The 22,641-nt window shown below is 75.1% G+C and carries 16 protein-coding genes and 2 tRNA genes; 11 read left to right on the forward strand and 7 right to left on the reverse strand.

Translation table 11 applies throughout. The features are described from left to right. Positions 1–544 precede the first annotated feature (544 nt). Positions 545–2,206: a tetratricopeptide repeat protein gene (locus tag J5Y04_RS31765; RefSeq protein WP_209415861.1), complete on the forward strand. Its 1,662-nt coding sequence runs from the start codon at positions 545–547 to the stop codon at positions 2,204–2,206. 220 nt (positions 2,207–2,426) lie between these two features. Here J5Y04_RS31765 and J5Y04_RS31770 read toward each other — a convergent pair whose 3' ends face one another. Further along, positions 2,427–3,077, reverse strand: coding sequence for a histidine phosphatase family protein (locus J5Y04_RS31770; protein WP_209415862.1), 651 nt, complete (start codon positions 3,075–3,077; stop codon positions 2,427–2,429). Between the two features lie 380 nt (positions 3,078–3,457). Between J5Y04_RS31770 and J5Y04_RS31775 the strand changes: the two genes are divergently transcribed. From J5Y04_RS31775 to J5Y04_RS31800, 6 genes are all read left to right on the forward strand, one after another. After that, complete coding sequence (locus J5Y04_RS31775; RefSeq protein ID WP_209415863.1) at positions 3,458–4,825, forward strand: hypothetical protein; 1,368 nt, start codon at positions 3,458–3,460, stop codon at positions 4,823–4,825. Further along, positions 4,822–6,468, forward strand: coding sequence for a hypothetical protein (locus tag J5Y04_RS31780; protein WP_245205833.1), 1,647 nt, complete (start codon positions 4,822–4,824; stop codon positions 6,466–6,468). Before J5Y04_RS31775 ends, J5Y04_RS31780 begins: the two co-directional genes overlap by 4 nt. Before the next feature lie 8 nt (positions 6,469–6,476). Next, complete coding sequence (locus J5Y04_RS31785) at positions 6,477–7,826, forward strand: AAA domain-containing protein (protein ID WP_209415864.1); 1,350 nt, start codon at positions 6,477–6,479, stop codon at positions 7,824–7,826. 346 nt (positions 7,827–8,172) lie between these two features. Continuing rightward, on the forward strand, positions 8,173–8,583 hold the full coding sequence (locus tag J5Y04_RS31790) for a hypothetical protein (RefSeq protein WP_245205834.1): 411 nt from the start codon (positions 8,173–8,175) through the stop codon (positions 8,581–8,583). 81 nt (positions 8,584–8,664) lie between these two features. Further along, complete coding sequence (locus tag J5Y04_RS31795; RefSeq protein WP_209415926.1) at positions 8,665–9,276, forward strand: bifunctional DNA primase/polymerase; 612 nt, start codon at positions 8,665–8,667, stop codon at positions 9,274–9,276. A gap of 119 nt (positions 9,277–9,395) precedes the next feature. Further along, a tRNA-Lys gene (locus J5Y04_RS31800) sits at positions 9,396–9,469 on the forward strand. Between the two features lie 138 nt (positions 9,470–9,607). Here J5Y04_RS31800 and pgi read toward each other — a convergent pair. Next, positions 9,608–11,269 (reverse strand): glucose-6-phosphate isomerase, encoded by a 1,662-nt coding sequence (pgi, locus tag J5Y04_RS31805; protein WP_209415865.1) that lies wholly within the window; start codon positions 11,267–11,269, stop codon positions 9,608–9,610. 256 nt (positions 11,270–11,525) lie between these two features. Then, positions 11,526–13,109, reverse strand: coding sequence for a Na+/H+ antiporter (locus tag J5Y04_RS31810; protein ID WP_209415866.1), 1,584 nt, complete (start codon positions 13,107–13,109; stop codon positions 11,526–11,528). 187 nt (positions 13,110–13,296) lie between these two features. Here J5Y04_RS31810 and J5Y04_RS31815 point away from each other — a divergent pair, with 187 nt between their 5' ends. Next, positions 13,297–14,205 (forward strand): NADP-dependent oxidoreductase, encoded by a 909-nt coding sequence (locus tag J5Y04_RS31815; RefSeq protein WP_209415867.1) that lies wholly within the window; start codon positions 13,297–13,299, stop codon positions 14,203–14,205. 71 nt (positions 14,206–14,276) lie between these two features. Further along, a tRNA-Lys gene (locus J5Y04_RS31820) sits at positions 14,277–14,350 on the forward strand. A 131-nt stretch (positions 14,351–14,481) separates the two neighbouring features. On the opposite strand, the gene hemC is transcribed toward J5Y04_RS31820, so the two are convergent. Continuing rightward, the gene (gene hemC, locus J5Y04_RS31825) at positions 14,482–15,417 is read right to left on the reverse strand and encodes a hydroxymethylbilane synthase (RefSeq protein ID WP_209415868.1); all 936 of its coding nucleotides are present in this window, start codon (positions 15,415–15,417) and stop codon (positions 14,482–14,484) included. Between the two features lie 42 nt (positions 15,418–15,459). Further along, entirely contained in the window at positions 15,460–16,650 is a 1,191-nt protein-coding gene (locus tag J5Y04_RS31830; protein WP_209415869.1) for an MFS transporter, read from the reverse strand. A 63-nt stretch (positions 16,651–16,713) separates the two neighbouring features. Between J5Y04_RS31830 and J5Y04_RS31835 the strand changes: the two genes are divergently transcribed. Then, entirely contained in the window at positions 16,714–17,076 is a 363-nt protein-coding gene (locus tag J5Y04_RS31835; protein ID WP_209415870.1) for a MerR family transcriptional regulator, read from the forward strand. Positions 17,077–17,138: 62 nt separating this feature from the next. Here J5Y04_RS31835 and J5Y04_RS31840 read toward each other — a convergent pair whose 3' ends face one another. Further along, positions 17,139–18,812, reverse strand: a complete 1,674-nt coding sequence (locus J5Y04_RS31840) for a carbohydrate binding domain-containing protein (RefSeq protein ID WP_209415871.1) — start codon at positions 18,810–18,812, stop codon at positions 17,139–17,141. Between the two features lie 223 nt (positions 18,813–19,035). Between J5Y04_RS31840 and J5Y04_RS31845 the strand changes: the two genes are divergently transcribed. Continuing rightward, on the forward strand, positions 19,036–22,254 hold the full coding sequence (locus J5Y04_RS31845) for a S41 family peptidase (protein WP_307853391.1): 3,219 nt from the start codon (positions 19,036–19,038) through the stop codon (positions 22,252–22,254). 81 nt (positions 22,255–22,335) lie between these two features. Here the strand turns inward: J5Y04_RS31845 and J5Y04_RS31850 are convergent, their stop codons facing one another. Then, entirely contained in the window at positions 22,336–22,602 is a 267-nt protein-coding gene (locus J5Y04_RS31850; protein WP_209415872.1) for a hypothetical protein, read from the reverse strand. Between the last annotated feature and the right edge of the window lie 39 nt (positions 22,603–22,641).

The following is a 22,641-nucleotide window of genomic DNA, read 5'->3' on the forward strand; positions in this document are numbered from 1 at the left end:
GACAACGCCGGGGAGCCGCTCCAGGCCACGGGGCGCCTTACAGCAAGGCATGGCATTTCATGGCAGATCCCGGCAACAACGTCTGGTTTGCCCGCAATTGACAGGAGATCAGCCACCAACTCGCTGTGCCCGACCGGTGACTCCCGGTACTGTCGGTTGCGTGCCCGGTGGTCCATCCGGCCCCACCGGGCCCACCCGCACCCCGAGCCGGACCAACCAGCCCCGTACACCAGCCAGCCCCACAGCAACCAGCCCCCGGCCGGCCCCCGACCCACCGGCGCCGAACCCCCGACCCGGGCGGACCGGAACACCCAGCCCCCGACCGAACCCCGGCAACACCCTGACGCGGACCCCGAGGCGGATCCCCCGGGGCGGACCGCGAAGGCGGGTCGGCCCGCCCGATCCGCCGAGCCCCGACCCCACCCCGGACCGGGTCGGCCGGTCCGCCCACCCCGCGCAGGATCGACCCCGGCGCGACCGCCTCGGCACGACCGCCCCGGCACAACCACCCCGGCACGCCCCCAGCACGACCACGGAGCGCATCATGGCAGCCACCCCACCGGCCGAGCCGAACCGCCCGTCACCCAACACCGTGATGCGCGCCCTGCGCGGCGACCGTTCGCCGGGCGAGTTCGCCATGGCCGTGCGCCGGGCCGCCCGCGAGATCGGCGAGCACGTCTCCTGCGACGCCCGCTACGTCGGGCGGGTCGAGTCCGGTGAGATCCGCTGTCCCAACTACGCGTACGAGAGGGTCTTCCGGCACATGTGGCCGGACCGCTCACTGACCGAACTCGGGTTCTCCCCCCGCACCGCCGTCCGCCGCCGCTCAGCGGACGGCGGCGGGGGGCCCGTGCCACCCCCGCTCCACCCGCCGTTCCCGCCCCTGCCCGCCCCGCGCTCTCCGCACTCCACCCAACTCCCGTACGCTGCCTCGCCGTACGCGGAACCAACCCCACCGGACGGGCCCTTGCCGCCGAGGCCCGCGGAGCCACCCCGGGGGCCCGCTGGACCGCACCATTTCGACGAGGAGAACGACGACGTGCGTCGCCGTACGTTCCTGGCCGGCGGCTCCGCCGCGCTGGCCACCGTGATCGGCATCGACCAGCCGGCCGAAGCCGCCACCGCCCGACCCGCCCGCGCCGCATCCGGCCCGGCCGCACCCGCCGCCGGGAGGACCGCCGCGGGTGCGTTCATCCCGGCCCAACCGCGGTCCGGGGCGGCCCGGTTCGACCCCGCCCCCACGCTGTTCGACCCCGGGTCCGCCTTCGTGCCCGGCAGGCCCGGGCCGGTCCCGCCGCCGCGCAGGGTCGGCGCGGCCGAGGTGCTCGGCGTCGAACAGGCCGTCCGGGAGATCCGGCTGGCCGACGACGCCCACGGGGCCGACGCCCTGTACGAACGGGCCGGGCAGTCGCTGCGCACCGCGTACGTGCTGCTCAACGAGGGCGACTACAGCGCCGAGACCGAGCGGAGGCTCCAGGCCGGCGCCGGCGAACTGGCCATCTCGGTCGGCTGGTTGGCGCACGACTCGAACCGGATGGCGGACGCCCGGTCGCTGTACGCCGAGGCCCTGGCCACCGCCCGGATGGCGGGCGACGCCGCCCTGGAGGCACACGTCTTCTGCAACAGCGCCTTCCTCGCCCGGGACGCCGGCCGACCGCGCGAGGCGCTGCGTGCCGCCCAGGCCGGGCAGGCCGCCGCCCGGAGCCTGGACTCCGACCGGCTGCTCTCGCTGCTCGCCATGCGCGAGGCCGGCGGCTGGGCGCTGTTGCAGGACCGGTCCGCCTGCGACCGGGCGCTCGCGCGCGCGTACCGGCTGTTCGACCACGGCCCCTCCGAGGCCGACCCGGAGTGGATGTCCTTCTTCGGTGAGGCCGAGATCGCCGGGCTGCAGTCCCAGTGCTGGTCCGCCCTCGGCGACTGGGACCGCGCCAGCGAGCAGGCCGGGCTGGCCATAAGGCTCCAGAAACCGCACTTCGTCCGCAACCGCGTGCTGTACACCGCCGAGCTCGCCCACGACCGGCTCGGCCGGGGGGACTTGGCCGGTGCGGCCCACCACGGCACGGCCGCCGTGGCGCTGTTCGGCGAGGTCCGCTCCGCGCGGATCAGGAGCATGCTGGCCGACACCGCCGACCGGCTGCGCCCGCACCGGGGCGTCACCGAGGTCGGCCGGTTCCTGGCCGACTACGACCTGGCGTCGGCTGCCTGAGCCGGGACACCCGGGTCCGGACGCCGAAGCAAGGACGCCGCTGACAGGACTCCCCGGCCGGGACCCCGCGGCAAAGACACCGTGGCCGGGACGGTTGAGCCGGGACACCCGGGTCAGGCGGGCCCGCCGGCCGGTGCACCCGCCACCCGAGTTGCCCTCGGGCCCTCCCGGCGAGTCGTCGGGAGGGCCCGAGGGCGTCGGTCGTACGGCGGGTCGGGCCTCAGTGCTTCAGGCCCTCCAGGTGGCCGAGGTCGTTCCAGACCTCGACCGCCGGGGCGCCGTACTCCCAGGAGAGCACGCAGAGCGCGGCCGTTCCGAGCTTGAACCGCTGCGCGTACTCGGGCGGGAGGCCGAGCCAGCGGGCGGTCAGGATGCGCAGCAGGTGGCCGTGGGCGAAGAGCACCACGTCGCGGTCGGCGCAGTGCATGACGGTGGTGTCCGGTGCGGGCACACCGTGCTCGTCGTTGAGGTCGGCGAGGAAGGCGTCCACCCGGGCGGCGACGTCGGAGAGCTTCTCGCCGCCGGGCACGCCGTCCCGCCAGATCAGCCAGCCGGGGTGGTCGGTGGCGCGGATGTCGGGGCCGGTCCGGCCCTCGTACTGGCCGTAGTCCCACTCCAGCAGTTCGGGGCGGTCGACGGCGCGGTCGCCGAGGCCGGCCAGGGCGCAGGTCTCCTTGGCGCGGTCGAGCGGGCTGGTGTAGACGAGGGCGTCCGGCAGGCCGTTCCAGGGCGCCTTGGCGAGGCGGGCGCCGAGGGCCCGGGCCATCGCACGGCCCTCCTCGGTCAGCGGGATGTCGGTCCGGCCGGTGTGACGGCCGGTGGCGGACCACTCGGTCTCGCCGTGGCGGACCAGGACGATTCGGGCGGGCATGGGAGGCTCCTCGCGGCGGGGCGGCGGCAACGGTCGGTCTCACCATTGAGCACCGGGGCTCCATGATCCCTCACTCCTCCGCCGCCCACGATCCCGGGCCGGGCACCCCCGTGCCACCGCGGCGGACACCGTCCCCGGCGCCCGGCCCCACCCCCAACACCGACCGCCGGCACCGACCGCCGGCACCGACCCCGGCTTCGGCGTGGACGCACGCCCTGCCCCCGGCCCCCGCTCCGCCCGTCTCCCGGTACCGCCCGAATCGACCCGCATGGCCGCGGTTGCCCACGGTTCGACCCGCAAGGCCGCGGATCGCCCGAGCCGGACCGGATCGCCCGGGCCGGACCGGATTGTCGGACCCGGATGCGACACTGGGCCGCACCATGAACGTCTCGACGAACGTCCCGCCCCGCGGGCCCTCTGAGCCGCTCGCCCAGCGGCTCGCCGAGCTTCGCGGTCCTGCGCCGCAGCGCAGCCTGACCGCCCGCGCCCTCGCCGCGCTCGCCGCCAATCCGGGCTGTCAGCGCCGCGCGGTGCTCGACGCCGCCGGGGTCGACAAGTCGGCCCTGGCCGCCCGGCTCGGCCGGCCCGCGCCGTTCGGGCAGTCGCCCTTCGCCATCGCGCGCGGCGTGATCTTCGAGTCCCGGTTGAAGGAGGACGGCTACGCGGCCCTGCTGGAGCCGCTCCGCCGCCACCTCGGCCTCCCCGTGGAGGGCGGCGCCCCGCTCACCGTGCCCGACCTGCTGCGCCGCTCCGGCCCGGCCGTCCGGGCCGAGCGGACGACGGCCGCACTGGCCGAGGCGGCCGCCGACCCGGAGGCCTGGACGCTGCTGGACCACCCGCTGCTGCGGCTCGACGTGGCCGGGAGCACCGCCTACCTGGAGCCGGACGCCGTGGTGGTGCACGGCGGGCGGTGCACCGTGGTCGAGATCAAGTCCTTCCCGGTGCTGGACGGCAGCGCGGACCCGGCCAAGGTCGGCGCCGCCGCCCGTCAGGCCGCCGTCTACGTGCTGGCGCTCCAGGAGACGGCCGCCGCCCTGGCCGGCCGCCCGGTGGACCCGGACCCCTACACCGAACAGCGGCTGCCGGGCAGTCCGCGGCTGAGCGTGCTGCTCGTCTGCCCCAAGGACTTCAGCAACCGGCCGACCGCCGTCCCCGTGGACGTCCGGCGCGAGCTGGCCACCACCCGCCGCCAGCTGAGCCGGATGACCGGCATCGGCCGCCTGCTGGACGCGCTGCCACCGGGGGTCGGCTTCGACCTCGCGCCCGGCGAGGACGGTGTGCCCGCCCGCTCCGGCCAGGAGCTGGCCGCGTCGGTCGAGGCGGTCCCCGCCGCCTACAGCCCGGACTGCCTGTCCGCCTGCGAGCTGGGCTTCCACTGCCGGTCCGAGGCCCGCTGCGGCGACCGGGTGGAGCAGCTCGGCCGGGGCGTGCGGGGCGAGCTGGGCACCATCCGGACGGTGACCGCGGCGCTGGCCGCCGCCGAGGGCGCTCAGCTCGCCGGGAGGACCGGGAACGCCGCGGCCGGTGCCAAGGCCGCCGGCACCGAGACCCGCAGCACCGAAGCCGGCGAGGCCGACGAATCCGGCGCCGGCGACCCGACCGACGAGACCGAGGACGCCGGCGAGGACACCACCGGGGACGCCACCGGGGCCGGCGAGGCCGCCGCCCGGCTGGCCTACGCCGCCGCGCTCCGCGCCGAGGCACTGGGCCGCACCGTTGCACCGACCGCCCCGGGGGCCGCCGGATGAGCCTGCTCGGCACCCTCGCCCGGCTGGAGGCCGTCCGCAGCGGCCGGGCCGAGCCGCTGGCCACCGTCCGCCACCGGCACCTCTCCGAGCGCCCGATGGTGGTGGTCCCGCTGACCGCCGCCGGCGAGGCCGGCGCGCCGCTGGCCGTGATGCTCGGCACCGACCGCTCCGCGCCCCGCCTGCACTTCGTCCCGCAGCCGCTCAACCGCACGCTGCGCTTCGACTACCTGGCCGAGGTCGCCGCCGACCTGCTGCCCTACCTGGAGTCCTTCGCCGACGGGGTGGAGCAGATCGAGGGCTCCGAGAAGGACTCCGAGACCGGCGAGAAGACCGTGGTCCTGCGCGAGCTGTGCACGGACGCGCCGCAGCTGATCGTGCCGAACGGCGCGGGCGTGCACCACCTCTCCCTGATCGGCCGGTCCACCCGGTTCCGCCGCACCGTCGAGGACGACGAGCCGGGCCCGTACCCGGCGCCGGCCAGGGTGCCGTTGCTCGGCCGCTGGCTGACCCACCTCACCGACCGGGCCCAGGTGCCCGGCACCAGCCTGCTGCTGCCGATGACCGGGCTGCTCGCCCGGCACTGGGCGACCGGCCAGAGCCACCTGGAGGACCAGCACCTGGCCGCCCGGCTGGCCTGGCACGCGCCGCCGCCGGGCCTGTCCGGCGCCGAGGCCGCCGAGCTGGCCGAGTCCGCGCGCGACGACCGCGGGCAGCTGCTCCACCCGCCGGCCGGTCCGGCCACCGACCCGCGCTTCGACGAGCTGGTGCTCGGCCCGGCGATCGCCCGGTACGACGCCGCCGCCGCGACCCTGCTGCACGGCGCCGAGGAGCAGGACGACGCGACGGCCGAACAGGCCCGGGCCGCCGTCCGGACCGCCGTCGGGCAGCTGCGCACGGTGCTGGAACAGGTGCTGCTGCCCACCTGGCACGACGTCTGGACGGGCCTGGACCTGCTGCGTACGCTGCCGCCCGCCGGGCACCTGGAGGAGCGCTGGACCGGCGACCGCTGGTCCTACACCGGCCACCGGGACCGGCTGGCGGCCGGCGAGCCGCCGCAGCCCCGGCAGGACGACGCCGTGACGGCGGCCCGGAAGCTGGCGCAGCGCGAGCGCGAGCAGGCCCGGCTGGACGTGCAGGAGGCGCTGGACGACCCGTTGGCGATGGCCGAGCACCGGCTGGCCGGCGAGGCGTTCTCGGGCGTGGTGACGGAGGTCGTGCCGGACTACGACACCTCGGGCCGCTCCCCCAAGCCGCGCCCGCTGGTGACGGTCGGCACCACCGACCGGCCGCACGCCGACCTCGGCCGGGAGGCGCACCGCGTCCACGGCCCGAGCGCGCAGAAGGCGCGGATCGTCGCCGTCGACCCGGCCGCGGGCACCATCACGCTGCGGGTGCTCTCCGGCATGGGCCGGAAGAAGGAGCCCGAGCCGGGGAGCCTGCCCGAGCCGGGCGAGCGGGTCACCTTCACGCTCTTCGAGCTGACGGTCCGCCAGTCCGCCCCGCTGCCCGAGCCGGACGACACCCCGTGGACGCACGGCGGCCCGCCCGGCAGCGCCGCGCCCGCCGTCGCCCCCACGGCCTCCGGAGCGTCCGCCGCCGCGGCGTCCGCCACCGCGTCCGCAGCCTTCGAGGAGTGGGAGTGACCCGGCAGATGAGCAGCGAGCAGGACCCCGGCGCGGCCGCCGACGCGGCGGTGGCCCGGATCCTGGAGGCCACCGTCCGCCCGGCCGTCGGCGCTCCGCGCGGCGTGGTGGTGGACTCCCCGCCCGGGGCCGGCAAGTCGACCCTGGTGGTGCGCGCCGCCCGGGAGCTGGTCGGGGCGGGCGAGCGGCTGATGATCGTCGCCCAGACCAACGGCCAGGTCGACGACCTGGTCGACCGACTGGCCGAGAAGGCACCGGACCTGACGATCGGCCGGCTGCACGCGGCCGACTCCCGCCCGGGGCCCGAGGTGCTTCGCCACGCCAATGTGACGCCCTCGGACAAGGTGGCGGACCTCGCCGAGCTCGACGTGGTGATCTCGACCGCCGCGAAGTGGCAGTGGGTGAAGGCCGAGGCGCCGTGGCGGCACGCGATCGTCGACGAGGCGTACCAGATGCGCTCGGACGCGCTGCTCGCGGTGGCCCGGCTGTTCGAGCGGGCCCTGTTCGTCGGGGACCCCGGCCAGCTGGACCCGTTCACGGTGGTCGGCACCGAGCAGTGGGCGGGCCTGTCGTACGACCCGTCGAGCAGTGCGGTGGTGACGCTGCTGGCGCACAACCCCCAGATCGAGCCGCACCGGCTGCCGGTCTCCTGGCGGCTGCCGGCCACCGCGGCGCCGCTGATCTCCGGCGCGTTCTACCCGTACACGCCGTTCCGCTCCGGCACCGGGCCCGGGGAGCGGCGGCTCACCGCCGCGGTGCGGCCGGACGGCACGGCCCTGGACGCGGCGATCGACCGGGCCGCCGAGCACGGCTGGGCGCTGCTGGAGCTGCCGGCCAGGCACACCGTCCGGACCGATCCGCAGGCCGTGGCGGCGGTGGCCGCCACCGTCCGGCGGCTGCTGGAGCGGGGGCTCACGGCCCACTCCGAGCAGGGGTCCGCACCGCTCACCCCCGGCCGGATCGCGGTCGGCACCGCCCACCGGGACCAGGCGGCGGCCGTCCGGGCGGCGCTGGTCAAGGCCGGGGTCCCGGTCGACCCGACCGCCGGGCCGGCCGTGACGGTGGACACCGCCAACCGGCTTCAGGGGCGCGAGTACGACGTCACGGTGGTGCTGCACCCGCTGTCCGGGCGGCCGGACGCGACCGCGTTCCACCTGGAGACCGGCCGGCTCTGCGTGCTCGCCTCCCGCCACCGGCACGCCTGCATCGTGGTGGCCCGGGCCGGGATCGCGGAGCTGCTGGACGAGCATCCGTCCACCGAGCCGGTGCAGTTGGGCGTCTCGGTCAAGTTCCCCGACGGCTGGGAGGCCAACCACCAGGTGCTGCACCACCTCGCCGGGCACCGCGTCCGGCTGTGAGGCGGACCGACGGGTGGGCGGCCGGCCAGGCGGACGGTCGGGCGGTCAGGCGGATGGCCGGACGGTCGGTCGGACCCGCCGACTCGGGGCGGGGGCCGTCCGCAGGCGCAGCCGACCCCGGCGGAGCCGCAACAGCCCCGCCTGCGCCCGAGCCGCCACCGGGAGTAGCCGGTGGCGGGCCGGCGCGGGGAGCACAGCCCGGGCGCGCGCCCCGGGAATAGCGCCCGGACTTGCACCGTTCCGTTACCGGCCATCGCCGCGAGACAATGGACGACGGCCACGACCGGTCGACGCCGTTCCCGGCGGCCGTCGTCCGCCCCCATCGAGCACCCGGAGGTGTCCGTCCATGCCCGACTCCCACGCCCAGGCTTCCGACCCGAGCGGTGCGCCTGCGCCGGCCGGTCCGGGCGGCGCAGGCGCCGGTGAGGCGTCCGCCCCGCGACGGCGGCCCGTGCAGCTCCTGTTCGAGCCGCAGGCCGCCGAGCCGGAGTCGGAGCGCTTCTTCGATCTGGAGTCGATCGACGACCCGGCGGAGCTGCTGCGCCGCTCCACCGAGCTGGCCCTGGCGTTCCGCGCGGCGGCCGAGCGGGCCACCGACTTCCAGGCGGTCGCCGCCGCACAACTGGCGGACACCCGCCGGTTCGACGCGCTCTCGGACTCCGAGATCGCGGAGCGGGCGGACTGGACCCCGGACTACGCGGCCAAGATGATCGAGTACGGCCGCGGTCTGCTCCTGCCCCGCCGCCACGACGGCTGACGGCCGCCGCTGCACGGCGGCAACTGCGCAACTGCGCCATTGGCATATGCGCCGGGGAAGGGTACGCCGCTCCCCGCCGCGCTGTCCGGCAAACAGCTCTTTCCCTCCCGGCCACGTCCCCGACGCTCCACGCTGCTCTCTGTGGACATCTGGACGTATCAGTCGGTGGAGTACGTCACCGTGGCCGGGGAGGCCTGGCTGGCCTCCGCCAGTGAGTACCCGCGCAGTATGCGCGCCCTGTGGGAGTCACGCCCGTGGGCGCCCTCGGTGCTGCCCTGCGGGCGCGCCTTCGACGTGATCAGCATGCCGTCGCTGTTCGGCCGCCGGGTGCTGGACGAGCTGTGGGCCTCCGGGCCGGGCTGCGGGCCGGTCGCCGTCTACCGGGGGCGCACGCTGCTCTTCGTCCAGCCCGGCACCGCCGCCCGGCTGCGCCGGCTGCTGGCCTGGGAGGAGTGGGCCCGGGACGTCCCGCCGCTGCTCTGCCACGGGCGCGGCGACGCGGTGACGGTTCCGCCCGTGCAGCGGATGGTGAACAGCCCGGACTCCCCCGGGCTGGGCGCCGGTCGGTGGATCGTCGCGCCGGAGAGCCGGGAGCCGTGGCTGCCGGGCGCCTCGGTGGTGCTCTGGGCCTGCGTCCGGGCGACCCGCGAGCCGGCCGCCCGGGCCGCGCCGACGGCCCTGCCCACCGGCTGAGCACCGGCCGAGCAGCGGCCGAGCCCGACCGAGCCACCGGGAGGGGTGGTCCGCCCGGGGTGCGGATATTCGATTTTGGCCGGGCCGTACCCCACTGCTAAAGTCTTCTCTGTCAGCAGGCGCCGCTAGCTCAGTTGGTTAGAGCAGCTGACTCTTAATCAGCGGGTCCGGGGTTCGAGTCCCTGGCGGCGCACAGACAGCCGGAAGGCCCCTTGCGAAAGCGAGGGGCCTTCCGGCGTTTGGCAGGAGCGCAGGAGCACAGGGTCACCGGAACGGCAGGGCCGCCCGCCGAAGCGGACGGCCCCACCGGAACCGGACCCTGCCGGAGCCCTCAGCGGCCGCGCAGCGAGCGGTAGCGGGCGACCAGCTCCGCGGTGGAGCTGTCCAGCGCGTCGGCGCCCTCGCCGGTCAGCAGCACCGGCTCGATCCGCTTGGCGAGCACCTTGCCGAGCTCGACGCCCCACTGGTCGAAGGAGTCGATGTTCCAGATCGCGCCCTGGACGAACACCTTGTGCTCGTAGAGCGCGACCAGCTGACCGAGCACCGACGGGGTCAGCCGGCCGGCCAGGATGGTAGTGGTCGGGTGGTTGCCCTTGAAGGTCTTGTGCGGGACGAGCTCGGCCGGCACGCCCTCCGCCGCGACCTCCTCCGGGGTCTTGCCGAAGGCCAGCGCCTGGGTCTGGGCGAAGAAGTTGGCCAGCAGCAGGTCGTGCTGGGCGACCAGGCCGGGCAGCAGGTCGGCGACCGGCTCGGCGAAGCCGATGAAGTCGGCCGGGATGACCTTGGTCCCCTGGTGCAGCAGCTGGTAGTAGGCGTGCTGGCCGTTGGTGCCGGGGGTGCCCCAGACCACCGGGCCGGTCTGCCAGCCCACCGGGTTGCCGTCCCGGTCCACCGACTTGCCGTTGGACTCCATGTCCAGCTGCTGGAGGTAGGCGGTGAACTTCGACAGGTAGTGCGAGTAGGGCAGCACGGCGTGCGCCTGGGCGTCGAAGAACGCGCCGTACCAGACCCCGAGCAGGCCGAGCAGCAGCGGGACGTTCTCCTCGGGCGGCGCGGTGCGGAAGTGCTCGTCGACCAGATGGAAGCCGTCCAGCATCTCGCGGAACGCGTCCGGCCCGATGGCGATCATCAGCGAGAGGCCGATCGCCGAGTCGTAGGAGTAGCGGCCGCCCACCCAGTCCCAGAACTCGAACATGTTGGCGGTGTCGATGCCGAAGTCGGCGACCCCCTCGGCGTTGGTGGAGAGCGCGACGAAGTGCCTGGCCACCGCCTCGCCGCCGGCGTCGAGGCCGGTGAGCAGCCAGTCGCGGGCCGACACGGCGTTGGTGATCGTCTCGATCGTGGTGAAGGTCTTGGAGGCGACGATGAACAGCGTCTCGGCCGGGTCCAGGTCGCGGACGGCCTCGTGCAGGTCGGCGCCGTCCACGTTGGAGACGAAGCGGACGTCGAGGTCGCGGTCGGTGTAGGAGCGGAGGACCTCGTAGGCCATGGCGGGGCCGAGGTCGGAGCCGCCGATGCCGATGTTGACGACCGCCCTGATCCGCTTGCCGGTGTGACCGCGCCACTCCCCGCTGCGGACCTGCCCGGCGAAGGCCGCCATCCTGTCGAGCACGGCGTGCACGGCGGGCACGACGTTCTCACCGTCGACCTCGATGACGGCGCCGCGCGGGGCGCGCAGCGCGGTGTGCAGGACGGCGCGCTGCTCGGTGGTGTTGATCTTCTCGCCGCGGAACATGGCGTCCCGCAGCGCGGCGACGCCGGTGGCCTCGGCGAGCTCGCGCAGCAGGGTCAGCGTCTCGTCCGTGACCAGCTGCTTGGCGTAGTCGACGTGCAGGTCGCCGACCTGGAGGGTGTAGCGGCGGCCGCGCTCCGGGTCGGCGGCGAACAGCTCGCGCAGGTGCGTCTCGCCCAGCTCCGCGCGGTGCTTGCCGAGGGCGGCCCACTGCGGGGTGCGGTCCAGCGGGGTACGGGCGCCGGCACGGGTCTCCGACATCGGTTGCTCCTCGATTCATCTGGGTGCAGATACCGGCAGGGCCAGGCGGGAGGGTTTCGCGAGGTCGTGCGGGTACTGGTGGTGCGCCGACATCGTTGACGGCCTTGCCCGGGGCCAGCCTATGCAACGCCGGGACCGCCCGCGCACATTCCGTTCGTCGACGCTCCACCGCCGCGCGCCGACGTCGCCGCCGGACGCCCGGCCGACGCCTCCCCGACACCGCCGCCACACCGTGCCGTCGTTTCCGGACGTCCCGTCACTTCCGTTCGGAGCGGAGGTCGAGCCCGCGCAGCACCTGGTCGACCAGCTCGGGGTCGGCTCCGATCTCGCTGCGGGCGGCCAGCACCTCGCGCCGGGAGGCGGCGATCATCTCCTGCTCGACGGCGTACGCGGCACGCCACCGGGTGAGCCTCAGCTTCGCCTCGGCGGCGTCCTCCTCGGCGTACTTCTCCGGGCAGAGCCTGGCCAGCCGGTCGTGCTGACGGTCCCGCAGCCGGTCGGCGACCTCGGCGGGCAGGTTGTCCTGCTCCTCCAGCTCGCCGAGCCGGGTGAGGCCGGCCTTGGCGGCCCGCCACCAGAGCTGGCGCACCGCCTGTTCGTGCCGGTCGTGGTCGATGTCCAGGTGCAGCCGCTTGGCCAGCCAGGGCAGGGTGAGGCCCTGGACCAACAGGGTGAACAGGACGACGCTGAAGGCGATGAAGACCAGCCGGCCGCGTTCGGGGAAGGCCGCACCGGAGTCGACGGTGAGCGGGATGGCCAGGGCCAGGGCGACGGTCGCGACGCCGCGCATCCCGGACCACCAGAGCACCACGCTCTCCTGCCAGCTGATCGGGATGTCCTCCTCGGTCCCGCTGCGCAGCTTCTTGGTGAGCCAGCCGGCCGGCAGCAGCCAGAGGAGCCGGACCAGGACGACGACGGCGATCACCACGGCGGCGTCGCCGAGCATGCTGGTCCAGCCGTTGCCGGCCTCCTTGAGGACGGTGGCAAGCTCCAGGCCGATCAGGCCGAAGGCGACGCCGGTGATCAGGATCTCGACGATCTCCCAGAAGGCGTTGCCGACCAGCCGGTACGACACGGCGTCGGCGTCGGCGGCCCGCTCGGCGAGGTAGAGCCCGCAGACCACGACGGCGAGCACCCCGGAACCGTGGATCTCCTCGGCCAGGCCGTAGGCGGCGAACGGCACCAGCAGGTTGAGCGCGACCTGCTGGGTGGGGTCCTCCAGGAGGGAGGCGAGCTTGGCGTTGGTCCAGCCGAGGGCGACGCCGATGACCACGGCGAGGACGGCCGAGAGCACGAAGCGGACGACCGCGTGGCCGGCCGAGAAGTCGCCGCCGACCACCGCGTCGATGGCCAGCGAGTAGATGACGATCGCGGTGACGTCGTTGAACAGGCCCTCGCTCTCCAGGACCGCCACCAGCCGGCGCGGCAGGCCGACGCTGCCGGCCACCGCGACGGCGGCGACCGGGTCGGGCGGGGAGACCAGCGCGCCGACCGCGACGGCGGCGGCGACCGGGAGCGCGGGCAGCAGCCAGTGCACGGCGCCGGCCACCGCGACCGTGGTGACCACGACGAGGGCGACGGCCAGCAGCAGGATGGAGCGGATGTTGGCCCGGAAGTAGCGGACCGAGGAGCGCCGGGCGACGGCGAAGATCAGCGGCGGCAGGACCAGCGGGAGGATCAGCGCGGGGTCGATGGCGATGTCCGGGATCTGCGGCACGATCGCCATGACGATGCCGAGCAGCGTCATCAGCACCGGTTGCGGTACGCCGGTCCTCCGCGCGAGCGGCATGGTCACCACGGAGGCGAGCAGCACCAGGAAGAGCAGGGGCAGCTGACCCACGGGGGTTCCTCTCGGCGACGGACGAGCAGGGCGGCCCCGGCCGTGCGGCCCGGGCCGCCGTCCAGGATAAATCTGACAATGCACCCAACTGCCGCAACACGCCGAACGGGGTTGACTTCAACCGCACTTCAAGTCTGATCATCGGAGGAGCGCATCCGAGGGTCTGACAGAGAGGCAGGAACTCCGCATGAAGGCAGTGACCGTCCCCCGCTTCGGCGGCCCCGAGGTACTCCGGGTGACCGAGGTGCCCACCCCCTCCGCCAGACCGGGCGAGGTCCGGGTCCGGGTCTACGCGGCCGGGGTGCAGCCCGCCGACCTCGCCGTCCGGGAGGGCTGGTCGCCCCCGGGGGTGCGGGTCGAGCTGCCGGTGGTGCCGGGCAACGAGTTCGCCGGGGTGGTCGACCAGCTCGGGGCGGGCAGCTTCGGCTGGGAGGTCGGCGACGAGGTCCTGGGCTTCCGGCTGCTGCAGAGCTACGCGGAGCACGTCACGGTGGACTCCTCCCACCTGGTCGCCAAGCCGGCCGCGATGCCCTGGGAACAGGCGGGCTCGCTCTCGGCCTCCGGGCAGACCGCGCACATCGGGCTCAGCGAGCTGAAGGTCGGACCGGGCGAGACCGTGCTGGTGCACGGCGCCTCCGGCGGGGTCGGAACGGTCGCCGTCCAGCTGGCCCGCGCCTGGGGCGCCACGGTGATCGGCACCGCGAGCGAGCGCAACCACGCCTACCTGCGCGAGCTGGGGGCGATCCCGGTCACGTACGGCGAGGGGCTGGCCGCGCGGGTGCGGGCGGTGGCGCCGCAGGGCGTGGACGCCGCCTTCGACGCGGCCGGGCGCGGCGCGCTGGAGGCCTCCGTCGAGCTGGTCGCCGACCGGGACCGGATCGGCACCGTCGTCGACTACGCCACGGCCGAGCGGCTCGGGCTCCGCACGCTGCGGGGGCAGCGGACGGCGGCCCGGCTGGGCGAGCTGGTCGAGCTCTGGGAGGCGGGCGGGCTGCGGCTGGAGATCGCCGACACCTTCCCGCTGGAGCGGGCCGCGGACGCGCACCGGCTGGTCGGCACCGGGCACGTCCGGGGGAAGGTCGTCCTCACCCCGTGAGGACGTGGGGGCCGGGCGGGCCCGATTGGAAGTTTCGGCTGCTGACCAGGTAATGTTCTCCACGTCAGCAGGCGCCGCTAGCTCAGTTGGTTAGAGCAGCTGACTCTTAATCAGCGGGTCCGGGGTTCGAGTCCCTGGCGGCGCACAGACAGCCGGAAGGCCCCTTGCGAGAGCAAGGGGCCTTCCGGCGTTCCACGGGAACCGCGCGGCCGCACCCCGTCCGCGCGGGCCGGCCGCGCCGGCGCGCGTCTGCGCCGGCGCCCGCCGCCCGCCCGCTCAGTGCGGGATGGCGGCGATCAGCTCGGACGCCCCCTGCCGCTTGAGCGCGAGGGCGGTCGCGGTGCCGAGGTCCTCGGGGGTGAGCGAGCCGGCCCATTCGTGGGCGTCCAGCACCTGCTTGCCGTCCGCGGAGAAGACCCGCCCGCGCAGCGAGAGGCGGCCGTCCGGCTCGGCCTTGGCGTAGCCGGCGATCGGCGAGTTGCAGTGCCCCTGGAGGACGTGCAGGAACATCCGCTCGGCGCTCGCCTCGCGCCAGGTCGGGTGGTCGCCGAGGCCGGTCACCGCCTCGATGGTGGCGGCGTCCTCCTCGCGGCACTGCAGGGCGAGGATGCCGGCGCCGATCGGCGGGCACATCGCCTCGGACGACAGGATCTCGCTGATCCGGGCCTGCTCGCCGATCCGCTCCAGCCCGGAGACCGCGAGCAGCAGCGCGTCCGCCTCACCGGCCGCCAGCTTCGCGAGACGGCTGTTGGCGTTGCCCCGCATCGGCACGCAGGCCAGGTGGGGGTGGGAGGCGGCGAGCTGGGCGCGGCGGCGGACGGAGGAGGTGCCGATCCGCGTCCCCGGCGGCAGCTCGTCGAGCGTGCCGCCACCGGGGTGGACCAGGGCGTCACGGATGTCGTCGCGGCGCAGGTAGGCGGCGAAGACGGTGCCGGCCGGCAGCGGGCGGTCGGCCGGAACGTCCTTCAGGCAGTGCACGGCGAGGTCCGCCTCACCGGCGAGCAGGGCCGCGTCCACCTCCTTGGTGAAGGCGCCCTTGCCGCCGAGCCGCGCGAGGTCCCCCATCCAGCGGTCCCCGGAGGTGGTCACCGGGACCACCTCGGTCCGCACCCGCGGGTGCAGGGCGGCGAGCTCGGCCCGCACGCGCTCGACCTGGGCGAGCGCCATCGGCGAGGAACGGGAGACGATGCGGATCAACTCTGCGGTGGGCATGCGCCGATGATAGGCCGTCATATCCCGGCCGGTTGCCGGGGCTCACCCGCGGCGGGCCGGGAACCCGTGGGTGCGGGCGGCGGTGACCACGGCGAGGACGGGCAGCAGCAGGGCGAGGACGGTCCAGGGGAAGGAGCCCGCCCCGTACCGGTCCAGCAGGATCCCGCCGACCACGCCGCCGGCGGCCATCGCGGCGTTCCAGAGCGTGACCAGCATCGCCTGGACGGCGTCGGCCTGTTCGCCGCCCGCCTGGCCGGCGGCGGTCTGCAGCAGGGTCGGGGCGCCGCCCCAGCCGAGCCCCCAGAGGGCCGCGGCCGCACAGACCACGGCCGGACTGCCCGACAGGAGGGCGAGCGCCGCGGCGGCCACGGCGACGAGCAGGACGGCGGCGATGGTCAGCGCGCGCAGCCGCCGGTTGATCCAGGCGCCGGTGATCCAGATGCTGAGCAGGGAGGCGGCGCCGAAGACCAGCAGGACGACGTCGGTCGAGCCGCCCATGCCGACCCCGTCCAGGAACGGTGCGACGTACGCGTACAGGACGGTGTGCGCCAGCACGAGGACCAGGGTGACGAAGAGGACGGGCATCACCCCGGGGACGGACAGCGCCCGCAGCACCGGCGTGCGGCCCTCCGCCCGCTGCCCGGGCGCGTCGGCGACGGTGGCGGCGATCCAGCCGACGACGATCACCGCGAGGGCCGTCATCAGCAGGAACACCACCCACCAGCCGAGCACCCGCCCCAGGAAGGTCCCGGCGGGCACGCCCAGCGAGAGGGCCACCGGGATGCCCGTCATGACGATCGCGATCGCCTTGCCCTGGAGGTGCCGGGGCGCCAGCCGTCGCGCGAACCCGGCCAGCAGCGCCCAGGCCAGCCCGGCCGCGACCCCGGCGGCGAACCGGGCCGCCATGGTCAGCGCGTACTGGCCGGAGAGCGCGGTGACGGTGTTGGCGACGGCGAACCCGGCCATCGCGGCGACCAGCAGCCGCTTGCGCCGCCAGCCGGCGGTGGCCGAGGTCAGCGGGATGGCGGTGGCCGCCGTCCCGATCGCGTAGACGGTGACCGACTGGCCCATGGCGGACTCGCTGACGCCCAGGTCGGCGCTCATCGCGGGCAGGACGCCGGCCGGCAGGGTCTCGGTGAGAGCGGTGACGAAGACGGCGGTGGCCAGCGCCAGCAGGGCCGGCACGGGAAGTGTCCGTGGTTCCACGGCTGTTGGACGTTCGATGGTCGACATGACGGCTATGCTCGAACCATCACACTGATGTGAAGGTCAAGCCCGGCCACGAGGGGGAGTCGGATGCGCATCGGAGAGCTGTCGGAGCGGACCGGCGCGTCCCGGAGGCTGCTGCGCTACTACGAGGAGCAGGGGCTCATCGTCGCCGGGCGCTGCGCCAACGGCTACCGCTCCTACGACGAGTCCTCCGTCGACCGGGTGCTGCAGATCAGGGGCCTGCTCGACTCCGGGCTGCCGACCAGGATCATCAAGCAGATCCTGCCCTGCCTGAACAGGCCCCGGGTCATCCACTTCCCGGACGCCACCCCGGAGATGATCGCCACCCTGGAGGGCGAGCTCACCGGCATGACCCGGCGCATCGAGTTCCTGACCCGCAACCGGAACGCCATCGCCGAGTACCTGGAGGCGGTCCGGACCGGGCCCTGAGGCGGGACTCCGGCGGGCGCCGGACGGTGGGGAGGGACCGTCCGGCGCCCGGCGGGGGCGGGTCAGCGGCGGAAGTAGCCGTCGAAGTTCTTCGAGAACTCCCGGCCGCCGAACTGGTCCCAGTTGATGGACCAGGTCATCAGGCCCCGCAGGTTCGGCTGGGCGCCGGCCCTGGGGACGTAGCCGCCGCAGTTGGCGAGCTTGGTGAGGCAGTCGAGGGCCTTGTCGACCTCGGCGGGGGCGACGTAGCCGTTGCCCGCGTTGGTGGTGGCCGGCATGCCGATGGCGAGCTTGGAGGCCGGCAGGGGCGGGAACACGTTGGCGGTGTTGCCCGCGACGGGGAAGCCCTTGAGCAGCATGTCGGTCATCGCGACGTGGAAGTCGGCGCCGCCCATCGAGTGGTACTGGTTGTCCAGGCCCATGATGGAGCCCGAGTTGTAGTCCTGGACGTGCAGCAGGGTGAGGTCGTCGCGCAGGGCGTGGATCACCGGCAGGTAGGCGCCGGCGCGCGGGTCCTGGCCGCCCCAGGGTCCGGAACCGTAGTACTGGTAGCCGAGTTGGACGAAGAAGGTCTCCGGCGCCATGGTGAGGACGAAGTTCGGGCCGTACTTGGCCTTGAGCGTCTTCAGCGCGGAGATCAGGTTGACGACGACCGGGCTGGTCGGGTTCTTGAAGTCGGTGTCGCCGGTCTGGAGGGACAGCGAGTGGCCCTCGAAGTCGATGTCCAGGCCGTCCAGGCCCCACTTGTCGATGATCGCCGAGACCGAGCTGACGAAGGTGTCGCGGGCCGCGGTGGTGGTGAGCTGGACCTGGCCGTTCTGGCCGCCGATCGAGATCAGCACCTTCTTGCCCTTGGCCCGCTTGGCGGCGATGGCGGCCTTGAAGTCGGCGTCGGACTCGACGGTCGGGCACTCGGCGGCCGGGCAGCGGTTGAACCGGATGTCGCCGGAGGTGACCGAGGTCGGCTCGCCGAAGGAGAGGTTGACGAAGTCCCAGGAGTCGGGGACGTCGGCCATCCGGGTGTAGCCGGCGCCGTTGGCGAAGCTGGCGTGCAGGTAGCCGACCAGGGAGTGGCCGCCGGTGGGCGGCGCGGTCGGCGAGGCGGTGTCGGTGGGGGTGGCGGTGGCCGTCGGGGTGGCGGTCGCGGTCGGGGTCGCGGTGGGCGAGGCGGTGACGGTCGGGGAGGCCGTCGCGGTGGGCGTGGGCGCGCCCGGGCCGTCCAGCGAGAGGTCGTCCGCGTAGTAGGTGCCCTGGCCGTACCAGCCGTGGGTGTACACGGTGGCGCTGGTCTGGGTGGCGCCGGTGGTGAAGCCGACGCTGAGCTTCTGGTACGCGCCGCCGGTGCCGGGCGTCCAGGTGCTGGTGCCGCCGTTCACGCCGACGTAGACGTACGAGCCCTTGACCCAGGCGCTGAAGGTGTACGTGGTGTTGGGGGCGACCGCGACGGTCTGGGTGCACTGGGCGGTGTCGCTCGCCGAGGCGGCCGCCGCGAGGGCGTAACCGCCGCCGTGGGCCTGGCCGGCAACGACGCTGCCGGTACCGCCGGTGCAGCTCCACGGGCCCAGGGCGCCGCTCTCGAAGCCGCCGTTGACCAGGAACTCCCCGGCCGAGGCGGTGGGCGCCAGACCCAGGGCGAGGCCGGCCATGGTGGCGGCGGCGACGGCCGAGGCGGTGCCGGCGGCGAGCAGCGTCCGGGGGCGGCGGCCGGCGGGTGCGGGTGCGGGTGTTCTGCGCATGCGGGGGACTCCTGCGGGGGCGCGGATCGTGGGGGACGTCCGAGGGCACGGCAAGGTCGTGCCAGTGGGGGTTCGGCCCGACCGCGCACCCTAGTTGGACTAGACCACTGAAGTGGATCCGCCGGTGCGGTGTCAATGGTCCAGACCGGCTGGACGCCCACCGGGGCCGGTCGCGGCACGGTGTCCGGTTGCCGGGCGTGACACCCCGTCGAACCATGGAGAGGTGACGTCGCCCGGCTACCTCCGCTACCCCCACCTGCGCGGGGGCCTGCTGGCGTTCACCGCCGAGGACGACGTCTGGGTGGCGCCGCTCGCCCCGGACGGCACCGTCGGCCGCGCCTGGCGGGTCAGCTGCGACCGCACCCGGGTCAGCCACCCCCGGCTCTCCCCCGACGGCCGCACCCTCGGCTGGACCGGCTGGCAGGCGCTGACCCCCGAGGTCTGGACCGCCCCCGTGGAGGGCGGCGCCGCCGTCCGGCTCACCCACTGGGGCAGCCAGGACACCCGGCTGCGCGGCTGGCTGCCCGACGGCGAGCTGCTCGCCGTCACCTCGTTCCACGAGCCGTTCGGCCACTACACCTGGGCGCACGCCCTGCCGCCGGACGGCTCGCCCGGGCGCCGGATGCCCTGGGGACCGGTCGGCGACGCCCAGATGAGCCGGGCGCACACCGTGCTGCTCACCGGCACCGCCCCGCACGAACCGGCCGCCTGGAAGCGCTACCGCGGCGGCGCCACCGGGCGGCTCTGGGTGGACGGCGAGCGCGTCCTGGAGGGGCACCGGGGGCACTTCGCCTCCCCGATGCCGGTCGCCTCGGCCGACGGCGACCGGATCGCCTTCCTCTCCGACCACGAGGGCGTCGGCAACGTCTACTCCTGCCGCCCGGACGGCACCGACCTGCGCCGGCACACCGACCACGCCTCCTACTACGCCCGGGAGGCCGCCACCGACGGCAGCCGGATCGTCTACCAGCACGCCGGCGACCTCTGGCTGCTGGAGAGCCTGGACGCCCCCGCCCCGCAGCGGCTGCACGTCCCGCTCGGCGGCGCCCGGGCCGGCCGCCGGCCCTACCAGGTGAGCGCCGCCTCGCACGTCAAGGACCTCGCCTGCGACCGGACCGGCCGCGCCGGGGTGGTCACCGTGCGCGGCAGCCAGTACTGGCTGACCCACCGCGACGGCCCCGCCCGGGCCCTCGCCGACACCCCGGGCGTGCGCACCCGGCTGCCCGTGGTGCTCGGGCAGACCGGCGAGGCCTGCTGGATCACCGACGCCGAGGGCGAGGACGCGGTCGAGATCGTGCCGCTGCCCGGGCACGAACAGGCCCCCGGCCGGCCGGGGCACCGGCTGCTGGCCGGCGGCCTGCTCGGCCGCGTCCTGGAACTGACCGCGGCCCCCGACGGCACCCTCCTGGCCGCCGCCGCCTCCGACGGCCGGCTGCTGCTGGTCGCCACCGCCGACGGGGCCGTCCGCGAACTGGCCGCCTCCGGCCACGGCCCGGTCTCCGGCGCCCGCTTCTCCCCCGACTCGCGCTGGATCGCCTGGTCCCAGCCGGTGGCCGGCCGCTCACTGCGCCGGATCCGGCTCACCCGCGCCGACGCGAACACGGCGATCACCGAGGTCACCGACGGCCGGTTCGAGGACGAGCAGCCGGTCTTCACCCGGGACGGCCGCTACCTGGCCCTCCTCTCCTGGCGCGGCTTCGACCCGGTCCACGACGTGCACACCGGCGACCTCTCCTTCCCGCTCGGCTGCCGCCCCTACCTCGTCCCGCTCGCCGCCGACACCCCGTCCCCGTTCGCCGCGCCCGCCGAGGACGGCGGCCCGCGCGGCGACGGCGGCGGCGACGGCACCGTCCACGTCGACCCGGAGGGCATCGGCGAGCGGCTGCTCCCGTTCCCGGTGATCGCCTCCAAGTACTCCGCCACCGACGCCGTGCGCGGCGGGCTGCTCTGGCTGCGCTGGCCGATCTCCGGCACCCTCGGGCAGACCTTCACCAACCCCGACGACACCTCCGGACGCCCCTCCCTGGAGTACTTCGACCTGGCCCGGGGCAGCCGCTCGACGCTGGCCGACAGACTCGACGGCTACGCCGTCTCCGGCGACGGCGGCTCGGTGGCCGTCTACTCCGCCGGCACCCTGCGGATCGTCCCGGTCAACGCCCCCTCCGCCGGGACCACCGTGGACCTGCGCCGGATCACCCACACCGTGCACCCGGCCGCCGAGTGGCGCCAGGCGTTCGGCGAGGCGGCCCGGATCGTCCGGGACCAGTTCTGGGACGCCGGGATGTGCGGCCTGGACTGGCCCGCGCTGGTCGCCCAGTACCAGCCGCTGCTGGACCGGGTGGCCGGCCCGGACGACTTCGCCGACCTGCTGCGCGAACTCCTCGGCGAACTGGGCACCTCGCACGCGTACGTCACCCCGTCCCGGCGCGGCGAGGGGCCCGCGCTCGCGCAGCAGCCGCTCGGGCTGCTCGGCGCCAACGCCCGCCGCGCCGCCGACGGGCGCTGGCTGGTCGACCGCGTCCTGCCCGGCGAGTCCTCCGACCCCCGGGCCCGGGCCCCGCTCGCCACCCACGGTGTCCGCGACGGCGACGAGCTGCTCGCGGTGGCCGGGCGCCCGCTGGACCCGGTCCGCGGCCCCGGTCCGCTGCTGGCCGGCACCGGCGGCACCACCGTCGAGCTCACCCTGCGCAGCGGCCCGGACGGCCCGGTCCGCCGGATCTCCGTCTCCCCGCTGACCGACGAGCGGCCCATCCGCTACCAGGACTGGGTGGCCAGACGCCGGACCCTGGTCCGGGAGTTCAGCGACGGCCGGTGCGGGTACCTGCACATCCCCGACCTCGGCGGCTCCGGCTGGGCGCAGTTCAACCGGGACGTCCGCCGGGAGATGGACAAGCCCGCGCTGGTCCTCGACGTGCGCGGCAACGCCGGCGGCAACGTCTCCGAACTGGTGCTGGAGAAACTCACCCGGCGGGTGCTGGCCTGGGACTTCAGCCGCGGACGGCAGCCGGTGCGCTGGCCCCGGGACGCGCCGCGCGGGCCGGTGGTGGCGCTCGCCGACGAGGCGACCAGCTCCGACGGGGACGTCATCATCACCGCGATCAAGCTGCTCGGGCTGGGCCCGGTGGTGGGCAACCGGACCTGGGGCGGGGTGGTCGGCATGACCGGGCGGCACACGCTCGGCGACGGGACGCAGATCTCGGTGCCGAAGAACGCGTCCTGGTTCACCGGCGGGCTCGGCTGGTCGGTGGAGAACCACGGCGTGGAGCCGGACGTGCACGTGCTGCGCACCCCGCAGGACTGGGCCCGCGGGCGGCACGTCGAGCTGGTCACGGCGGTGCGGCTGGCGCTGGACCTGCTGGAGGACGCGCCGGCCGCCGCGCCGCCGCCGGAGGACACCCCGCGCCCGGACCTGCGGCGTCCGCCGCTGCCGCCACGGGCGTGACGAGGGGGCGCGCCCGTGGCGGGCGCGCCCCCTGGTGTGTCACCGCACGGCTGCGGCCCCCGCGTGGCCGCGACCTCCGGGTCAGTCCCAGGGGTCGCCCTCGGCGGTCATGTCCTCCCGGGCCCGCTCCTCGGCCTCCCGGTCGCTGACGCCTGCCGCCTCCTGCGCCTCGCGGGCCTTCTCGATCTCGGGACCGAAGGCGTCGGCTGCCTCGTCGTGGGCGAGGGCGGCGCGCTGGGCGGGGTCCGTCATCGCGGTGGTGTCCTGCTCGTGGCTCCCGCCGAGGGAGGACCTGGCCTCCTCGGAGGCGTCGTGCGTCTTGTGGCGGAACCTGTCGAAAATGCCCATGACTCCTCCTCCGGACGAATACCGGGCTGCCCCCACTCT

The sequence above is a fragment of the Kitasatospora sp. RG8 genome (assembly GCF_017813315.1).
Classification (GTDB): domain Bacteria; phylum Actinomycetota; class Actinomycetes; order Streptomycetales; family Streptomycetaceae; genus Kitasatospora.